Genomic DNA, 19252 nt, shown 5'->3' on the forward strand with positions numbered 1-19252 from the left:
AAATAACTTTATATTTTTAGAGAAAGACAGATCGACAGAAGTTGGGTCAACTGTAACACGCTCCGGAAAGAACTGACGTGTCACTTTTGACCCGTCAGCCGGATCCCCACGAATACCTTGAGAGAGCTAGTCCCCGTCGACCGCAAAGCGGGCCTTTTCGATGCCATGGCGCTGCATTCTCAGATACATTTTCTTGCGCGGAATGCCCAGTTGCTCGGCCGCGTCAGTGATCCGCCCTTCGCTACGCGTCAGTGCTTCGCACAGCAAGCGTTTCTCGTAAGCCGCCAACTGCTCTGGCAGACTGGCCAAGGTGCCGCCCTCGTTCGACGTAGCGAGGCCGGACCCGCGGGATGCCAGACGGGTGGAGATGCCAAGCACGAAACGTTCAGCCTCGTGCTGCAACTCACGCACATTGCCCGGCCAGTTGCTGGCCATCAGCGCACTGACCTGATCCCCGTTGAGGGACGGTACCGGGCGGTTGAAGCGCTGGGCGGCGGGCTCGAGAAAACAGCGGAACAGCAAAGGCACATCGTCCAGCCGCTCCCGCAGCGGCGGAATGGCGATGGTGGCGACGTTCAGGCGGTAATAGAGGTCTTCGCGGAACTCCCCGGCGGCTGAGGCCTCCAGCAGATCGCGCTTGGTGGCGGCCACCACCCGCACGTCCACCGGGATGCTCTCGTTGCCGCCCAAGCGCTCGAGACAGCGTTCCTGCAGGACCCGCAGCATCTTGATCTGCAGATGCATCGGCATGCTTTCGAGCTCGTCGAGAAACAGGGTTCCGCCATGGGCGTACTCGACCTTGCCGATACGGCGTTTATGCGCACCGGTAAAGGCACCGGCCTCGTGGCCGAAGAGTTCGCTTTCGATCACCGATTCCGGCAGGGCACCACAGTTAAGGGCAACAAACTTGCCGTCGCGACGATGACTAAAGTCGTGCAGGGTACGTGCGATCAGCTCCTTGCCGGTCCCCGTCTCGCCGAAGAGCAGCACATCTACATCGGCATCGGCGATATTGGTGATCAGCGCCCGCAACTGAACCATGGCGGGACTGTCTCCGAGGATCCGCGATTCCATCCGGCTGCGGCCACTGAGCTGCTGCTTCAGACTGCGGTTCTCCAGGATCAGGGCGCGGGTCTGCAAGGCACGCTTGACCTCTTCCAACAGATGATCCGGGGCCACGGGCTTTTCGATAAAGTCATAGGCGCCGGACTTCACCGCCTCCACGGCCATGCCGATATCGCCATGCCCCGTGACCAGTATCACCGGCAGTTCGGGGTCCCGCCGGCGCACCTGCTGCAAAAGCTCCAAGCCATCCATCCCCGGCATTTTAATATCACTGAGGACGATGCCCGGATAGTCCTCGCCGAGCCATTCCAAGGCATCCTCCGCCCGTTCGAAGGACTCCACCGCCATGCCCGCCAGCTCCAGCGTCAGCCGCGCAGCCTCCCGGACTTCCGGTTCGTCCTCGATCAACAGGACCTGTCTGTCGCTCTCTGTCGTCATATTGTTGTGTGCTTCAGGGTCAAATGAATCCGGGTACCTTGCCCCGGCTGGCTTTCCACCTTCAACTCGCCGCCGAACTCACGGATGATTTTCTGCGATATCGACATGCCCAGCCCCTGGCCCGTCGCCTTGGTGGTGAAGAAGGGGTCAAACATCTGGGCCATCACCTCGTCCGACATGCCGGTCCCGCTGTCGCAGACTCTCAGGATCAGCCGTTCGCCATCTTCGTGGCTGTCAATGACCAGCTGCGGTTGCTGCGTTCCTTCCATGGCGTCGAGCGCATTCCCCAGCAGATTGACGATCACCTGCTCCAGCCGAATCTGATCGCCCAAGACCTCGGGCAAGCTGCGGCTTTCATCCCACACCAGCCGGCAATCCATACGCCTAATACGCTGGCCGAACAGCGACAGCGCACTGTTGATCACTTCGGTCAGGTTTACCGGCTCCAGTACGTCTGCGGCACGGCGCGAAAACACCTTGAGATGATTGATGATCTTGGCCATCTTGTCAGCCAGCTTCTCGGTCTTCTCGAGGCAGGTCCGGGCCTCGTCGCCGCGATCCAGCTCCAGCAACTGCAGGGCATTGTGCGCACTGTAGCGGATGGCGCTGAGGGGCTGGTTGAGTTCATGCACAATGCTCGCCGAGAGCTGGCCCAGGCTGGCCAGTTTCGTCGCCTGAATCAACTCCTGATGAGCACTGCGCAGCTCCGCTTCGGTTCGCTGCCGCTCATGAACTTCGCTGACCAGTCGCTGGTTGGCACTTTGCAGATCAGCGGTGCGTTCGGCGATACGCTGTTCCAGAATCGCCTGGGCTTCGTGCCGCTCGGTGGCGTCCACCAGCGTCAGCAGGAATTTCCGGCTCTGGCGCCGGTGATAGACCCCGAGACTGAGATCCAGCGGAAACTGGCTGCCGTCCTGGCGTCGGCCGACCATTTCCAATACCTGGGGCACCGCAGTGTCTGCCAGCCCCTCAAGATCCAGCACCTCACGGCAGTGCTGTTCTAGAAATACCTCGTCGAACCGCCGGCCGATCACCTGTGCGTCTTCGATGCCAAAGAGCTGGCCGGCATTGGGATTGAAAAACTCGATAATGCCCCGGTCGTCAGTGCTGACCAGCCCGACCAAGGCATTGTCGATGATGGACTGGGCATTGGCATTCTCTACCTGGATGGCGGTATTTCTGAACACCACCAGCGCCTTGGCCATCTCGGTAATCTCGTCACTGCCCCGATCGTCGATCTCGACCTCGAGGTTGCCGGTGGCGATAGCCGCCATATGGTTGCGCAGCCGGTTCAGGCGTCCCAGCAGATTGCGCCCAACATAGAACCAACCCACCACGAAGGCCACCAGCAGTCCCAGCATCAACATCACGACCAGCAGGGCCCGGCCGCGCTCGACCGACCGCTTGGCCTGGGCGGAAGCCTGCAAAGCGGCGGTCTCCGAGCGGCTGACCTGCTCGGAGATGAAGCGCTTGAGTTCGCGGATCAGGTCTTTGCTCTCGTTAAGCAGATCCATGTTGCGCTGCTGCAGACCGAGTTCTTTCAGTCGCAGCCCTGGCAGGCTGTCGTCGCCGCCCGAAAATTTCAGAATGGCATCTACCGCCTGGCGCAGCGAAATGGTGCTTTCTTCAGTCTGCAGCAGCAGCAGGCTTTCCCGCAATCGGTCTTCGATCTCCCCCAGGTACTGGAGGGTGTGACTGATATCCATGGCGGTCTGCTGGCTGGCACCGCGCAATGTGAGTCCCACGGCCAGATTGGCATCGGCATTCACCTGCATCAGCACATCGCGAATCCGTATGGCATGGAGAATCGACTGTTTGACCTGGGCGGCATTGCGCAGGTTTTCGCTGCTGACCAGCCGCTCCATCGCGACCTGGGTATTGAAGCGGCTGTCCTCGAGAATCGGCTCGATCTCGTCCAGAAAGCCGGCGTGGGTCCAGCGCAGGGATTCCGAACGCTCGCGATTCAGTCTACGCAGGTCGAAGCCCTGGCTGACATTCTCGTTCAGAGACTGCAGATTGCGACGTATGCTTGCCAGCAATTCGACCACCGGCCGCGGCAGACCCGCAGACGCTGCCGCCCCTGCCGGCTCAGGCGGCAACAGCGTTTCCAGCTGTTGCATCTGCGTCTCCAACTCGACCCAGATGCTCTCCTGTTCCCAACTGGAGCTGGCCGTCAGCAAGCGCGGCGCCGTGGCGATAATCAGCCCGCCGGTTTCGGCAAAATGTGCCGCCTTTGAAATCACTGGCAGCTGGTGTTCACTGATGTCCTGCATCCGCTCACTGACATGACTGAAGGCCAGCCAGGCGGAAACCGCGACCAGCAGTGTGGCCAAGGTCACGACCAGAAAGGCCCCGAAGACCTTCAGGCCGATCCGGCTATAGCCCCAGCGCCTTGAAGCGCTGTGTAGCGGCGAATCCATCAATCCGCCCCCTCTTCAGTTGCATCCTGCACCGCCCGGCGGTCGGCAATCCCGCGTAACAGTCGCAGCGCCTGCTCGAGCCGATCCGCAGATTCCCGGCGCCAACGGTCCTGCTGCCGTTGCTGCTCGGACGTCAGCGGGATACCCGGCTGGTAACGCGCGAACTGACCAAGCAAGCGCTCATCGCCGAGTTGTTCAGCGGAAAACGGCACTGTCGTCGCCAGTTCCCGGGCCCGCGCCAGATCGGCCTGCCATTTAGGGTTACTGTCGTCGGCAAGCCTCATCGCTGTCTCGTGGTAGCGATGCCAGAAATGCTGCAACTCCTGCAACCGGAAGGTGATCAGCTGGTCGAACAGTGCGTTCACCAGCTCGTAGCGCAGCCGCGACTGCTGGGCATCGTAGTCGTATCTCTCCGTAATCAGAGGCTGGTGCCGGCTCAGAGGATGATCGGGCACGCCGGCCAGTATCCGGCCATCGATGGGATAACGACTCAGCTCCGGCTGTAGCAGCACTTGCTGTCCCTGCGCCGACAACAAATAGCGCAGGAACAGACGGCCATTGTCCGGTACCGAGGCGCCACGGATCAGCGCGGCACAGACCGGCAGCACGCTGGTCGGGGCTGGATAGCCAAGACGTATCTGCGGATTGCGGGGCTGTAACGACAGGGCAAAAAAGTCGATCACCAGACCGACACCGAAGCGCTCCTTCAATACCCCTGGCGGACACCGAAACTACGCGCCGTGACCGTCGCCAAATTGCCGGCAAGCTCCAGCCAGTAAGCCCAGCCGGCATCCCAGCCCCGCTGCTGCAGAAGCGTCTCGACCAGAACATGTGTAGTCCCCGAGCGGGTCGGTGACGACATGCCGATATGACCGTGAAAACCGGGGTCCAGCAGGTCATTCCAGGCGACAGGTGCCTGCAGCCGGTAGCGCTGCAGATAATCGTCGTTCCACATCAGTCCGTATCCGGAATGGGCGAAACTGACATAGGGCAGCGACGGCGGTGTGGTAGCGGTAGCGGCCTGATAGGGCAACAGCAGGCCGCGCTCCGTCAGCCATTCGAAAGCATCGACGGCGCTGGCCATGAACAGATCCGGTACCGGTTTCATGCCCTTCTCGAGATGGCTGAGGGCTGCCGATGTTTTCTTGTTGATGAAGCGCACCTCGATATCCGGGTACTGCCGCTCGAAGGCGCTCTTGAACTGCTGGCTGACGGGTTCGGAAAAAGAGGTCAGGATAATGAGTTGCTGCTGGGCCGCCGACACAACGGGGGAAAGCAGCAGCATAGACAATAGCCACGCCCGCAGCCGCGGATACGTTACCTGTAAGATCACGGATGGCTCCCGATGATTATTATTATGAGCGTCCTGCATATCCGGCGAAAATGAACGCCTTGGGTTCCTGCACGCCAGTGCCCCGGATTATTAGCCCAGCTGCCTGCACCTGGTCAACCGAATGCGTTTTTTCGTTATTAGCCCGGCGGGTTGATACATGAAATATACCAGCTTCATCATTGGCCGCTGGCCAATGCGAACGCTACAGAAACCAGCTTGTCCGCGCACCTGCGCTCGTTTTAGTGGCGTGACCGCTCGTACGCTTCCATGCGTACGCGGTATACCGTACATCTTGTACAAAGCGGACAATTAAGTAGGGGCACCTATTTGTCCGCGAGGTTAATATTGGCGTTTATCAGCCGGTACCGATGGCCGCGTCTCATCCAAACTGTCTGCGGATGACCTCGATAAACTCCCGTACATCGATTGTCTGCAACGACGAGCTGCGCGTCAGGATACCGATCTCGCGATAGATATCGGGCGCCGAGACTTCGCGAAATACCAGGTCCGGTATGCACAGCGCTTCAACCGCGCAACGGAGCACGACTGCCAGGCCGTCGCCCTTGCGCACCAGCATCAGGGCGCCAAGGATCGACTGGATCTGGTGAAACCAGTTCAGGCGAATGTGTTCGTCATCCATGGCGCACTGGATCTTCAGCCAGTTACCGCTTTGCTGGATGTTATAGGCCACCGGGTAATGTTTCAGCTCGCTCCACTTCAGATCGGGCTGCTCCACAAACGGGTGCGCCCGGTTGCCCCCAGGAATTCCTGTATCAGCCGCTCGAATTCCACTTCCGGATTGGCGGCCGGCAACATGCCGATGCCGACATCGAGGGAACCGCGCGTGATTTCCTGGAACCCACGCTACCGGTCGCGCTGAAGCGGCAGCATGTCATCGCTGTCGACAGGATTGAGCCCACACCAACCCCGATCAGGTGGCAGGGTTGCCTCGAGCAGGGTATCCAGCCCTGCCGGTTGAGCTGACCAGGGGTAACGTCTGTATCCGGTACCGTCTAGAGGCAACCCGTTCGACAGCCGAGACCTGGCCTGTGCCGCCGGTGGTGCCAGGCGATTCGGCGCCGCGCCCTGGGCCTGGACGACATCTGAGTGCGGTTCCATGCATATAGCTATTAACTATCAATACATTTTATATAATTGATTTCTATGCAGATACTGTCGTCGATAACATAGCTCCTGTTTCCAAGACATACCGTCAACCAAGGAGCTAACACAGATGAGCCATTCTCTGATCAACACCGAAATCAAGCCCTTCCAGGCCACCGCTTTCCAGAACGGCGAATTCGTCGAAGTCACCGAAGCCAGCCTGAAAGGCCAGTGGTCCGTGGTCTTCTTCTACCCGGCCGACTTCACCTTCGTCTGTCCGACGGAGCTGGGCGACCTGGCCGATCACTATGAAGAGCTGAAGGCCCGTGGCGTCGAGGTGTATGCGGTATCGACCGACACCCACTTCACCCACAAGGCGTGGCACGACACCTCCGAAACCATCGGCAAGATCCAGTTCCCGATGATCGGCGATCCGACCGGCACCATCACCCGCAACTTCGGCGTGATGATCGAGGAAGCGGGCCTGGCCGAGCGTGGCACCTTCGTCATCGACCCGGAAGGCAAGATCCAGATCATCGAAATCAACGCCGGCGGCATCGGCCGCGACGCCAGCGAGCTGGTGCGCAAGATCAAGGCCGCCCAGTACGTTGCCGCTCATCCGGGTGAAGTCTGCCCGGCGAAGTGGAAAGAGGGTGAAGAGACCCTGGCGCCGTCACTGGACCTGGTCGGCAAGATCTAAGCAGCAAGCTGCACACCCGTAGGATGGGTGAAACGACGCTTTCGCAGAAAATATCCGGCCCCTGTATGGACCGGGCGTCGTGTAACCCATCTTGCGGTGCCGGTTTAGACAGAGTGATGGGTTACGCCGCAATACCTTCTGTGCACATCGATAGAGCAGTGCCATTGCGGCTACACCCATCCTACATGCTTTCTTTTAGGGACGGACACTCCGATGCTGGACTCGAATCTGAAACAACAGCTGACCACCTACCTGCAGAACATCAAGACCCCGGTCGAGCTCAGTCTTTCGCTCGACGACAGCGCCAAGGCCCGTGAGCTGTCCTCGCTGGCCCGCGAGATCGTGGAACTCTCGGACCGCATCACCCTGACCGAGAACGGCACCGCCAGCGGCCGGGTCCCGAGCCTCGGCGTCGCGCCGGCAGGCCAGGCCCCGCGCGTGGAATTCGCCGGTGTGCCTATGGGTCACGAATTCACCTCCCTGGTACTGGCGCTGCTGCAGGCCGGCGGCCATCCAGCCAAGGCCGAAGCGGCCCTGCTGGACCAGGTACGCAATCTCGAAGGCGAATACCGCTTCGAAACCTTTATTTCGCTGTCATGCCAGAACTGCCCGGACGTCGTCCAGGCACTGAACCTGATGGCGGTGCTGAACCCCAACATCAGCCATGTGATGATCGACGGCGCCCTGTTCCAGGACGAAGTCGGCAAACGCAACGTCATGGCCGTGCCGTCGGTGTTCCTGAACGGCGAGCCCTTCGGCCAGGGCCGTATGACGCTGGCCGAAATCGTCAACAAGGTCGATACCGGTGCCGCCGCCCGCCAGGCCGAAGCCCTGGCAGAGAAGGCTCCTTACGACGTGCTGGTCGTCGGCGGCGGCCCCGCCGGCGCCGCAGCGGCGATCTACGCCGCACGCAAGGGCATCCGTACCGGTGTCGTCGCGGACCGCTTCGGCGGCCAGGTGATGGACACCGTCGGCATCGAGAATTTCATCTCAGTCAGGGCCACCGAAGGCCCGAAGCTGGCGGCCAACCTCGAGCAGCACGTGCTCGACTACGACGTCGACCTGATGACCGCCCAGCAGGCCCGCAAGCTGAGCCGCAAGGCGCTGGTCGAAATCGAACTGGAAAACGGCGCCGTGCTGAAGAGCCGCTCGGTGATCCTCGCCACCGGCGCCCGCTGGCGCGAACTGAACGTGCCCGGCGAGCAGGAATACCGCGGCAAGGGCGTGGCCTACTGCCCGCACTGCGACGGCCCGCTGTTCAAGGGCAGGAAGGTGGCCGTGATCGGCGGCGGCAATTCCGGCATCGAGGCCGCGATCGACCTGGCCGGCATCGTCGAGCACGTCACGGTGCTGGAATTCGGCGGCGAACTGCGCGCCGACGAGGTGCTGCAGCGCAAGGCGCGCTCGATGACCAATATCGAGATCATCACCTCGGCCCAGACCACCGAGGTGCTCGGCGACGGCCAGAGGGTCAGCGGCCTGCGCTATACCGATCGCAACTCGGGCGAGAGCCGCGATATCGCCCTGGCCGGCATCTTCGTGCAGATTGGCTTGGTGCCGAACACCGAGTGGCTCAAGGGCGACATCGAGCTGAGCCGCCACGGCGAGATCGTGGTCGGCAGCCGCGGCGAGACCTCGGTACCCGGCGTCTTCGCCGCCGGCGATGTCACCACGGTGCCGTACAAGCAGATCATCATCTCGATGGGCGCCGGCGCCACCGCCGCGCTTGGCGCCTTCGACTACCTGATCCGCGAATCGGTGGATGACACCGAACAGGCCGCCTGATACCAGGCCAACTGATCCTCCAGCCTTTTCATCGCGCATCCTTGATGACCGGGCCCTTCGGGGCCTATTTTTTTTGATTGCATTTATAGACAATCGGTCTAATATGGTCACCATGAACGAGACAGTATCCAGGCCCCGCCGCGGACGACCACCCAAGGTGGCGCGCGACTATGACGATACCCGCGAGGAACTGCTGCGCCACGGCATGGCCGTGCTGACAGAGCAGGGCTTCGGCAATGCCGGCATCGACGGCATCCTGCGCGCCGTCGGCGTGCCCAAGGGGTCCTTCTATCACTATTTCGCCAGCAAGGAGGCGTTCGGCCTCGCGGTGCTGGAGCGCTACGACCGCTATTTCGCCGCCAAGCTGGACCGTCATCTGCTCGATGCCAGCCTTCCGCCGCTGCAGCGCATTCGTCGTTTCGCCGAGGAAGCCCGTGACGGCATGGCGAAGTACGCCTATGCCCGTGGTTGTCTGGCCGGCAACCTCGGTCAGGAAGTCGGACAATTGCCGGACAGCTTTCGCAGCCGCGTCAGTGCCATTTTCGACAGCTGGCAGGATCGGCTGGCGACTTGTTTGCAGGAAGCTCAGGCCAACGGCGAGCTGGCTGCCGAAGCGGACTGCCAGACACTGGCGGAATATTTCTGGATAGGCTGGGAAGGCGCGGTGATGCGGGCACGCCTGGCCACCAGCGACCGGCCGATCGAACTCTTCATCGAGCAGTTCCTGACTGGGCTGCCGCGGTGATGTCTGTATCACAGGGAATTTCGAACGAGGCCCATCACGCCTAACGTTCAGGAAGTCCCCCTTTCGGTGCGGCTCGTTTCACTCACCGGCACCCTGCACCAGGACCGCCAGTCGGACGGGCGCCATTTTGCACAGCCATTTATAGACGACAAGTCTAAAAGGAGCGAAAAATGTTCAAGGGCATACTGATCGAGAAAGACGACAACGGTTACCGGGCCGAACTCAAGGAGCTCGCCGAATTGCAGCTGCCTGAAGGCGAGGTGCTGGTGCGTGTCGAGTACAGCACCCTCAACTACAAGGACGGCCTGGCCATTACCGGCAAGTCGCCGGTGGTGCGGCGCTTCCCGATGGTACCGGGCGTCGACCTGGCCGGCACGGTCGAGGACAGCAGCGATCCGGCCTTCAAGCCGGGCGATCGCGTCGTGCTCAACGGCTGGGGCGTTGGTGAAGTGCACTGGGGCGGCCTGGCCGAAAAGGCCCGTCTCAAGAGCGAGTGGCTGATGCCGCTGCCTGAGGGTCTGAGCGTCCGCCAGGCCATGGCCGTCGGCACCGCCGGCTATACCGCCATGCTCTGCGTGATGGCCCTGGAGCGCCAGGGCGTCACGCCCGACCAGGGCGAGGTACTGGTGACCGGTGCCAACGGCGGCGTCGGCAGCTTCGCCGTCCAGCTGCTGGCGAAGCTGGGCTACCGCGTCGTCGCCTCGACCGGACGGCCACAGGAAGCCGACTACCTCAAGAGCCTCGGCGCGGCCGAAATCATCGACCGTGCCGAGCTGTCGGAGCCGGGCAAGCCGCTGCAGAGGGAACGCTGGGCCGGCGCCATCGATTCGGTCGGCAGCCATACCCTCGCCAATGTCTGTGCCGGCACCCGCTATGGCGGTGCCGTTGCGGCCTGCGGTCTGGCCCAGGGCATGGATTTCCCGGCCACCGTCGCCCCCTTCATCCTGCGCGGCGTCACCCTGGCCGGCGTCGACTCCGTGATGTGCCCGATGCCGAAGCGCGTCGAAGCCTGGAACCGGCTGGCAGGGCTGGTCGATGCCCCGGCTCTGGACAACATCGCCCATGAGATCGGTCTCGAACAGGCGATCGACACCGCCCGCGACCTGCTCGACGGCAAGGTCCGCGGCCGGGTAATCGTGAAGGTTGCGCAAGCCTGAGGCGTTCAGGATGCCGATAGACATGTAGGTTGGGTCAAGTCGCGCAGCGACGGACCCAACACAAGACCCCGCAACAACTCAATTCTACCCCGCCGGAGCCCGATAGCACCGGCGGAATTCGCTCCGTTCATTCCGCCCTACCACTTACCACTTGTACTTTTTTTAACCTTGAATTAGATTATACGAATATGCACTAAGCTTATTCCATAAAAGAATTTAAGGAGTAGCGGTTATGCGCCCGATCGTGACTCACTTCTTCGACGAACCGACCTTCACCTTCAGTTACGTGGTACAGGATCCGGAATCCCGGCACTGCGCCATCGTCGACTCGGTACTCGATTTCGACTACGCCGCCGGCCGCACCTCGACCGGCTCGGCCGATGCCATCCTCGACTTTATCGCGCGCGAGGGTCTCGAGGTCGACTGGATCCTCGAGACCCATGTCCATGCCGATCATCTCTCCGCGGCCCAGTACCTGCGGCAGAAAACCGGCGGCAAGATCGGCATCGGCAGCCATATCCGCACCGTGCAGGATACCTTCGGCAGGATCTTCAACGCCGGCACCGAGTTCGCCCACGACGGCAGTCAGTTCGATCGGCTGTTCGACGATGGCGACCGTATCCGCATCGGCAGCCTCGAAGGCCACGCCATCCATACCCCCGGCCATACGCCGGCCTGCATGACCTATGTGTTCGGCGATGCCGCCTTCGTCGGCGACACCCTGTTCATGCCGGATTACGGCACCGCGCGCTGCGATTTCCCGGGCGGCGACGCCGCGACTCTCTACCGCTCGATCCGGAAACTCTTCGCCCTGCCCGGCGAGACCCGGCTGTTCATGTGCCACGACTACAAGGCCCCGGGACGCGACGACTACCTGCATGAAACCACGGTCGAGGCCGAACGCCGGCACAACATCCATGTGCACGAAGGCATCAGCGAAGGCGATTTCGTGCGCATGCGCACCGAGCGTGACCGGACCCTGGACATGCCGCGGCTGATCCTGCCGTCGGTACAGGTCAACATGCGTGCCGGCCAGCTGCCGCCGGCAGAGGAAAACGGCCAGATCTACCTGAAAGTGCCGGTCAACCTGCTCTGATCCGAGACTGCAACCCACAAGAATTCCGAGGTGCATGATGGACGTTCGACAGCTTAGCCCCTTTATCAGCGTCAGCCCGCAGCTCGCCCCGGCCGATGTCGGCCTTGCCGCCTCGATGGGCTTCAAGGCGATCATCGGCAACCGTCCGGAGCGGGAAAGCGAGGACCAGCCGGCCAACGACGAGATCCGCGCCGCCTGCGAACGCCATGGACTGGCCTGGCACTACCTGCCGGTGGTTTCGGGCCGGATCGAAGATCCCGATGTCGCCGCCTTCCGCGCGCTGATGAACGAAGTGCGCGGCCCGGTGCTGGCGTTCTGCCGCACCGGCACCCGCAGCGCCACCCTCTGGGCGCTGAGCGAGGCGCCGCGACTGGACGCGGAGGCTATCCTGCGCGCCACCGCCACGGCCGGCTATGACCTCGGCGCCCAGCGCGAACGCATCCAGGCCCTCGCAGGCGAAGGCGGCGCGCCGCTGCAGGTCGCCGGCAAGCGCCACGATGTGCTGATCGTCGGCGGTGGCGCCGGTGGCCAGTCGGTCGCCAGCAGCCTGCTGAAGCGCCAGCCGGACCTCGACATCGCCATCGTCGAACCGCGCACCGAACACTACTATCAGCCCGGCTGGACCCTGGTTGGCGGCGGCGTCTTCGAGCGCCGCGAAACGGTGCGGCCGATGGCCGAGGTGATGCCGAAAGGGGTGAAATGGTACCAGGCCGCCGCCGCCGCTTTCCGGCCGGAGCAGCAGCTACTGGTGCTCGAGGACGGCGAGTGCCTGGGCTATCGCATCCTGGTCGTCGCGCCGGGCCTGCAGCTCGACTGGGACGCCATTGCAGGCCTGCGCGAGACCCTGGGCCAGAACGGCGTCACGTCCAACTACCTGTTCGATCTGGCGCCCTATACCTGGAGCTGGTGCAGAACACCCGCAAGGACCGCGCCCTCTTCACCCAGCCGCCGATGCCGATCAAGTGCGCCGGTGCGCCGCAGAAGGCGATGTACCGGCCTGCGACCACTGGAAACGACAGCAGCGGCTGGGCGATCTCGAGGTTGAGTTCTGCACCGCCGGTGCCGCGCTGTTCGGCGTCGCCGACTATGTGCCGGCGCTGATGGAATACGTCGAACGATACGGCATCCAGCTCAATTTCCAGCACAACCTGATCGCCGTCGACGGCCCGAACCGCTGTGCCACCTTCAAGGTGACCGATGCCGAAGGCCAGACCCGCGAGATCGAGAAACCCTTCGACATGCTGCATGTCTGCCCGGTGCAGAAAGCCCCGGCGTTCATCAGCCAGAGTCCGCTGGCCGATGCCGCCGGCTGGATCGAGCTCGATCCGGAAACCCTGCAGCACAAGCGCTATGGCGATGTCTTTGGCCTCGGCGATGCCGGCAACACCCCCAACGCCAAGACCGCAGCGGCCGTGCGCAAGCAGGCACCGGTGGTGGCCGAGAACGTGCTGCGGGCGCTGCTGGGCGAAGCGCCGCGCGCCATCTACGATGGCTACGGCTCCTGTCCGCTGACGGTGGAACGCGGCAAGATCGTGCTGGCCGAATTCGGCTACGGCGGCAAGCTGCAGCCGACCTTCCCGACCTGGCTGGTCGACGGCCGCCGTCCAAGCCGGCTGTCCTGGCTGCTGAAGGAGAAGCTGCTGCCCTGGATCTACTGGAACGGCATGCTGAAAGGCCGCGAATGGCTGGCGCAGCCGCAGATCCTGGCCCACAACCCGGCGCAGCATGACGCGGCGGCGGCCTGCGATTTCGGCGACCGGAAACAGGGAATCTGAGATGCTCGAACGCTACCTACCGATCCTCGGCTGGCTGCGCCATTACGACCGAGGCATGCTGACCAGCGATCTGGTCGCGGCGCTGATCGTGACCGTGATGCTGATCCCCCAGTCGCTGGCCTATGCACTGCTGGCCGGCCTGCCGGCCGAGGTGGGTCTCTATGCCAGCATCCTGCCGCTGGTCGCCTACGCGATCTTCGGCACCAGTCGAACCCTCGCGGTCGGGCCGGTCGCGGTAGTCTCGCTGATGACGGCGGCCGCCATCGGCAACCTGGCCCTGCCGGGCACCGAAGCCTATCTCGCGGCAGCCATTGCGCTGGCCTTTATCTCGGGCCTGCTGCTGATGCTGATGGGGATTCTGCGGCTCGGGATGCTGGCGAATTTTCTCAGCCACCCGGTGATCTCGGCCTTTATCACCGCGTCCGGCCTGATCATCGCCGCCAGTCAGCTCAAGCATATCTTCGGCGTCGATGCCGGCGGCGACAACCTGCTGGAAATCCTGCTGGCACTGGGCTGGCAGCTCGACCAGAGCAACCTGCCGACACTGATCATCGGTGCCGGTGCCGTCGCCTTCCTGTTCTGGGTCCGCAGCCGGCTCAAGCCGCTGCTGGTACGGGCCGGCCTGTCGTCCCGGCTGGCCGACCTGCTGGCCAAGGCCGGTCCCGTACTGGCGGTGGCGGTCACGACCCGGCAACCGCCGGCGGCGGCCTGGTGGAGCAGGGCGTGCGGGTCGTCGGCGAGGTCCCCGGGGACTGCCCTCGATCGGTCTGCCGCTGTTCGATGCCGATCTCTGGCAACAGCTGTTCATCTCGGCGCTGCTGATCAGCGTGGTCGGCTTCGTCGAATCGGTGTCGGTGGCCCAGACCCTGGCGGCCAAGCGGCGCCAGCGCATCTGCCCGGACCAGGAACTGATCGCGCTGGGCGGTGCCAATATCGCCTCGTCCCTGTCCGGCGGCTTCCCGGTGACCGGGGGCTTCTCGCGCTCGGTGGTCAATTTCGATGCCGGCGCCGAAACCCCGGCCGCCGGCGCCTTCACCGCCATCGGCATTGCCCTGGTCACGCTGCTGCTGACGCCGCTGATCCACTATCTGCCGAAGGCCACGCTGGCGGCGACCATCATCGTCGCGGTGCTGTCGCTGGTCGATTTCGGCGCCCTTAAGCGCACCTGGAACTACTCGCGCAGCGACTTCATCGCCATGCTGGCGACGCTGCTGCTGACCCTGGTCGAGGGCGTCGAGCTTGGCATCATCGCCGGCGTCGGGCTGTCGCTGCTGCTGTATCTGTACCGCACCAGCCAGCCCCACAGCGCCCTGGTCGGCCGGATGCCGGGCAGCGAGCACTTTCGCAACGTCGAGCGCCACCCGGTCGAGACCGATCCGCGCATCCTGACGCTGCGCATCGACGAGAGCCTCTATTTCGCCAATGCGCGCTTCCTCGAGGACCGGATAGAAGCGCTGGTCGCGGAAAACCCGCGGGTCGAGCACTTCGTGCTGATGTGCCCGGCGGTCAACCTGATTGACGCCTCGGCACTGGAAAGCCTCGAGGCGATCAACCAGCGCCTGAAGGACAGCGGCGTGCGCTTCCACCTGTCCGAGGTCAAGGGACCGGTGATGGACGCCCTCAAGCGCAGCCACTTCCTGGACGACCTGACCGGCGAGGTGTTCCTGAGCCAGTACGAGGCCTGGCACCGGCTGCACCAGCCTCCGACAGGCTGCGGAACCGGGCCTGTTCTGCCGGCGACACCGGCGTCGCAACGGGAACAGTCGACTGCGCCCTGACACCCTCGGGTGACGCTCAGGGGCAAGCAACCCTCCGCAGTCTGGCGTGCAATGGGGAATCGTGCCGGAATTTGTCAGGGAGGCCCCCATGAGCAGTAAAGATCCCCTGTTGCAGCCGTACCAGCTCAAGCACCTGCGTCTGCGCAACCGCATTATGTCGACGGCCCACGAGCCGGCCTATTCCGAAGACGGCATGCCCAAGGACCGCTACCGTCTCTATCACGTCGAGAAGGCCAAAGGCGGCATCGCCCTGACGATGACCGCCGGCTCCGCGCTGGTCTCGCGCGACTCGCCGCCGGCGTTCGGCAACCTGCATGCCTACAGGGACGAGATCGTGCCCTGGCTCAGGCGCCTGACCGACGACTGCCACGAGCACGATACCGCGGTGATGATTCAGCTGACCCACCTGGGCCGGCGCACCAGCTGGAGCAGCGGCGACTGGCTGCCGGTGCTATCGCCGTCGCCGTTGCGCGAGCCCGCGCACCGCGCCTTTCCGAAGCAGATGGAAGACTGGGATATCGAACGCATCGTCGCCGACTATGCCAGCGCCGCCCAGCGCATGCAGGCCGCCGGCCTCGACGGTATCGAGATCGAAGCCTACGGCCACCTGATGGACGCCTTCTGGTCGCCGGCGACCAACAGGCGCGACGACGACTTCGGCGGCTCCCTCGACAACCGGCTGCGCTTCACCCGCCTGGTGTTGGATGCGATCCGCGCCTCGGTGGGCCCGGACTTCATCGTCGGCGTGCGCATGGTCGCCGACGAGCAGCTCGACAGAGGGCTGAGCCGGGACGAGGGCGTCGAGATCGCCCGGCGCCTGGCCGCCGACGGCCAGGTCGACTTCCTCAACATCATCCGCGGCCATATCGACACCGATGCGGGCCTGGTCAAGGTGATCCCGACCCTCGGCATGCCCTCGGCGCCGCATCTGGACTTCTCCGGCCAGGTCCGCGAGGCGGCCGGCATTCCGGTGTTCCATGCCGCCCGCATCGGCGATGTCGCCACCGCGCGCCACGCCGTCGCCGAAGGCAAGCTGGACATGGTCGGCATGACCCGCGCCCATCTCGCCGACCCCCATATCGTGCGCAAGATCGAAGCCGGCCGCGAAGACGAGATCCGTCCCTGCGTCGGCGCCACCTACTGCCTCGACCGTATCTACCAGGGCGGCGAGGCGCTGTGCATCCACAACGCCGCCACCGGCCGCGAACAGACCGAGCCGCACATCATCGCCCGCTCCAGCGGCCCGCGGAAGAAGGTCGTGGTGATCGGCGCCGGTCCCGCCGGCCTCGAGGCGGCGCGGGTCAGCGCCGAGCGCGGCCACGCGGTGATCGTGCTGGAGGCGCTGCCCGATGCCGGCGGCCAGGTCGCGCTGGCGTCACTGGGCCACCGTCGTTCCGAGCTGATCGGCATCGTCGACTGGCGCCTGGCGCAGTGCGACAAGCTCGGCGTCGAGTTCCGCTACAACTGCTATGCCGAAGCCTCGGACGTGCTGGCGGAAAACCCGGACATCGTCATCGTCGCCACCGGTGGGCTGCCCGACACCGAGTGCCTGCAGAGCGGCAGCGAACTGGTCGCCAGCAGCTGGGACCTGCTGTCGGACAGCATCAGCCCGCGCGGCGAGGTGCTGCTGTTCGACGACAATGGCGGTCACCCCGGCATGCAGGCGGCCGAGAAGCTGGCGCAGGCGGGTTGCAGGCTCGAGATCGTCACGCCGGAACGCTTCTTCGCTCCCGATATCGGCGGCCTCAATCACGTCGCCTATGCGGAAGTGTTCGAGGCCCACGATGTCCGGATCACGCTGAACAAGCGGCTGCTCAAGGTCGAGCGCCACAACGGCCGGCTGCTCTGCACCCTCGGCAGCGACTACAGCGACCGTACCTGGACCCGCGAAGTCGATGCGGTGGTGGTCGAGCACGGCACCGTGGCGCTGGACGAGCTCTACCTCGAGCTCAAGCCCCAGGCCCGCAATGAGGGCGCCGTCGACTACGAGGCGCTGGTACGGGGCGAGCCCCAGCAGTTGACGCGCAACGAGTCGGGCGACTTCCAGCTGTTCCGCATCGGCGATGCGGTCTCGTCGCGCAATATCCATGCGGCCATTTACGATGCGCTGCGGCTGTGCAAGACCTTCTGACCGCCTCACGAGTCCGCGCCCCCTGTAGGGCGCGGGCTCATGCCTGGCCCTGCTCCTGCATCAGCTTCACCGCCTGCTGGGCCGCATCCTGGAAGGGGTGAAGACCAGGGTCGCCCCTGCCGCGCGCAGGGCGTCCCGCTCGACGATATTCTGTGTCGAGATGGCGATTTCGCCCCCGAATCCCTGCCTTTTCAAGCCGTTTAGCAGCACCAGCCGCGGATCGTCGTGGGTCACCCCCAGGTCGTGCTGCGGCAGTGTGGACACCACCCAGCGCACGCCGTCCAGCGGCAGCATGTCGAGAAACTCCTGGTCCCCGGCATCGCCGTAAATGGCGCTCCAGCCGGCCCTGCGCCAGCGCTTGACGCTGTCCGGATTGAAATCGACCAGCAGCAGCCGGTAACCGGCGTCGCGCAGGTTTTCCGCAATGGCGCTGCCGTAACGCCCGGTGCCGAACAGAATGACGTCGTATTGTCTGTTACGCAGCGCCGCCTGGCTCGCCGCCTCCTCGCGGTGCAACAGCTTGCGCTCGAACGGCCCGAGGGCCGGTTCGAGCCAACGGTACAGTGTCTGCGAATAGGTGATCATGTAGACCGACAGCGCGATGGTGATCAGGCCGACCAGGGTCACGATGCCGAGCGCCTCGCTGCCGACATGCCCGAGCGAAAACCCCATGGCGATGAAAATCAGCGAAAACTCGCTGATCTGCGCCACCGTCAGCCCGGCCAGGAAGCCGGTACGTTTGCGAAAACCCATCACCCCCATGATCACCATCACGATCAGCGGGTTGCCGATCAGCACGAACAGCGAGAACACCGCGGCCGGATACAGCTGCTCGCCGATCAGTCCGAGGTCGAGATGAATCCCCAGGGCGATGAAAAAGAACAGCAGCAGAAAGTCACGCAGCGAACTCAAGCGCGACACTATGGCTTCGCGGAACGGCGTCGAGGCCAGGGAGACGCCGGCCAGCAGTCCTCCGAGCTCCTTGCTGAAGCCGAAATGATCCCCCAGGGCCGCCAGCAGCGCGGCCCAGCCGATCGCGAACAGCAGCAGCAACTCCGCCGAGTGGGCCATGCGCTGCAACAGCGCCACCGCGACGTAGCGCATGAAGAGTCCCAGCAGCCCCAGCATCACCAGGATCGACAGCAGCAGGCTGCCGAGATAGCTCCACAGCGGCTCATCACCATGGCCGCCGATGCCGAAGGCGGACAGCACCATCATCGCCAGCACCACCACCAGGTCCTGCACGATCAGAAAGCCGAGGGCGATGCGGCCGTGCAGCGAGTCGACCTCTTTCTTGTCCGACAGCAGCTTGACGATGATGATGGTGCTGGAAAAGGTCAGGGCGACGGCGATGTAGAGCGAACTCAGCGCACCCAGCCCCAGCGCCAGGCCGATCAGGAAGCCCAGGACCGAGGTGAAGATCACCTGCCCGAGGCCGGTCGCCAGCGAGATGGCGCCCAGGGTACGGATCAGCTTGAGGTCCAGCTTCAGGCCCACCAGGAACAGCAGCACCGCCACCCCCAGCTCGGCCAGCAGCTGAATGTTCTCGCGCGACTGGACGATATCGAACACCGAGGGCCCGGCGAGGATGCCGACGGCGATGAAGCTGACGATCATCGGCTGGCGCAGACGCTGGCCGACGAACCCCACCAGCGCCGCCAGAAACAGCAATGCCGTGAGCTCGTTGAAGGGCGTCGCATGCAACAGACTGATGTCCATAGAGAC

At 63.7% G+C, this 19252-nt stretch carries 14 protein-coding genes and 1 pseudogene; 9 read left to right on the forward strand and 6 right to left on the reverse strand.

The annotated features are described in order from the left end of the window. Positions 1–126 precede the first annotated feature (126 nt). The 5 genes from ACFQDL_RS10835 to ACFQDL_RS10855 form a co-directional block, all read right to left on the reverse strand. On the reverse strand, positions 127–1503 hold the full coding sequence (locus tag ACFQDL_RS10835; protein WP_379909029.1) for a sigma-54-dependent transcriptional regulator: 1377 nt from the start codon (positions 1501–1503) through the stop codon (positions 127–129). Beyond that, positions 1500–3923, reverse strand: coding sequence for an ATP-binding protein (locus tag ACFQDL_RS10840; protein WP_379909030.1), 2424 nt, complete (start codon positions 3921–3923; stop codon positions 1500–1502). Before ACFQDL_RS10840 ends, ACFQDL_RS10835 begins: the two co-directional genes overlap by 4 nt. Continuing rightward, positions 3923–4606 carry a hypothetical protein gene (locus ACFQDL_RS10845; RefSeq protein ID WP_379909031.1) on the reverse strand — a complete coding sequence of 228 codons (684 nt, stop codon included), beginning with the start codon at positions 4604–4606 and terminating at the stop codon, positions 3923–3925. The genes ACFQDL_RS10840 and ACFQDL_RS10845 overlap by 1 nt, the downstream gene beginning before the upstream one ends. 23 nt (positions 4607–4629) lie before the next feature. Continuing rightward, positions 4630–5208 (reverse strand): ABC transporter substrate-binding protein, encoded by a 579-nt coding sequence (locus tag ACFQDL_RS10850; RefSeq protein WP_379909032.1) that lies wholly within the window; start codon positions 5206–5208, stop codon positions 4630–4632. Between the two features lie 427 nt (positions 5209–5635). Beyond that, entirely contained in the window at positions 5636–6043 is a 408-nt protein-coding gene (locus ACFQDL_RS10855; protein WP_379913013.1) for a LysR substrate-binding domain-containing protein, read from the reverse strand. 459 nt (positions 6044–6502) lie between these two features. On the opposite strand from ACFQDL_RS10855, the gene ahpC reads away from it, so the two are divergent. From ahpC to ACFQDL_RS10900, 9 genes and pseudogenes are all read left to right on the forward strand, one after another. Next, positions 6503–7060 (forward strand): alkyl hydroperoxide reductase subunit C, encoded by a 558-nt coding sequence (ahpC, locus tag ACFQDL_RS10860; protein WP_465264015.1) that lies wholly within the window; start codon positions 6503–6505, stop codon positions 7058–7060. A 213-nt stretch (positions 7061–7273) separates the two neighbouring features. Then, complete coding sequence (gene ahpF / locus ACFQDL_RS10865; protein WP_379909034.1) at positions 7274–8845, forward strand: alkyl hydroperoxide reductase subunit F; 1572 nt, start codon at positions 7274–7276, stop codon at positions 8843–8845. A gap of 112 nt (positions 8846–8957) precedes the next feature. Further along, positions 8958–9590: an acrylate utilization transcriptional regulator AcuR gene (gene acuR, locus ACFQDL_RS10870; RefSeq protein ID WP_465263957.1), complete on the forward strand. Its 633-nt coding sequence runs from the start codon at positions 8958–8960 to the stop codon at positions 9588–9590. Positions 9591–9760: 170 nt separating this feature from the next. Then, positions 9761–10747, forward strand: a complete 987-nt coding sequence (acuI, locus tag ACFQDL_RS10875; RefSeq protein WP_379909036.1) for an acrylyl-CoA reductase (NADPH) — start codon at positions 9761–9763, stop codon at positions 10745–10747. Between the two features lie 232 nt (positions 10748–10979). Beyond that, positions 10980–11843, forward strand: coding sequence for an MBL fold metallo-hydrolase (locus ACFQDL_RS10880; protein ID WP_379909037.1), 864 nt, complete (start codon positions 10980–10982; stop codon positions 11841–11843). Positions 11844–11877: 34 nt separating this feature from the next. Continuing rightward, positions 11878–12888: a bifunctional protein tyrosine phosphatase family protein/NAD(P)/FAD-dependent oxidoreductase gene (locus ACFQDL_RS10885; RefSeq protein WP_379909038.1), complete on the forward strand. Its 1011-nt coding sequence runs from the start codon at positions 11878–11880 to the stop codon at positions 12886–12888. Continuing rightward, a complete protein-coding gene (locus ACFQDL_RS10890; RefSeq protein ID WP_379909039.1) occupies positions 12806–13618 on the forward strand; it encodes an NAD(P)/FAD-dependent oxidoreductase in 813 nt (270 codons plus the stop codon). The genes ACFQDL_RS10885 and ACFQDL_RS10890 overlap by 83 nt, the downstream gene beginning before the upstream one ends. A gap of 1 nt (position 13619) precedes the next feature. Continuing rightward, positions 13620–15396 (forward strand): annotated as a pseudogene (locus tag ACFQDL_RS10895) (SulP family inorganic anion transporter). Between the two features lie 88 nt (positions 15397–15484). Then, entirely contained in the window at positions 15485–17527 is a 2043-nt protein-coding gene (locus tag ACFQDL_RS10900; protein WP_379909040.1) for an oxidoreductase, read from the forward strand. 66 nt (positions 17528–17593) lie between these two features. Here ACFQDL_RS10900 and ACFQDL_RS10905 read toward each other — a convergent pair whose 3' ends face one another. After that, the gene (locus ACFQDL_RS10905) at positions 17594–19246 is read right to left on the reverse strand and encodes a cation:proton antiporter (RefSeq protein WP_379909041.1); all 1653 of its coding nucleotides are present in this window, start codon (positions 19244–19246) and stop codon (positions 17594–17596) included. Between the last annotated feature and the right edge of the window lie 6 nt (positions 19247–19252).

The sequence above is a fragment of the Marinobacterium aestuariivivens genome (assembly GCF_042661465.1).
Taxonomy (GTDB): Bacteria; Pseudomonadota; Gammaproteobacteria; order Pseudomonadales; family Balneatricaceae; genus Marinobacterium_A; species Marinobacterium_A aestuariivivens.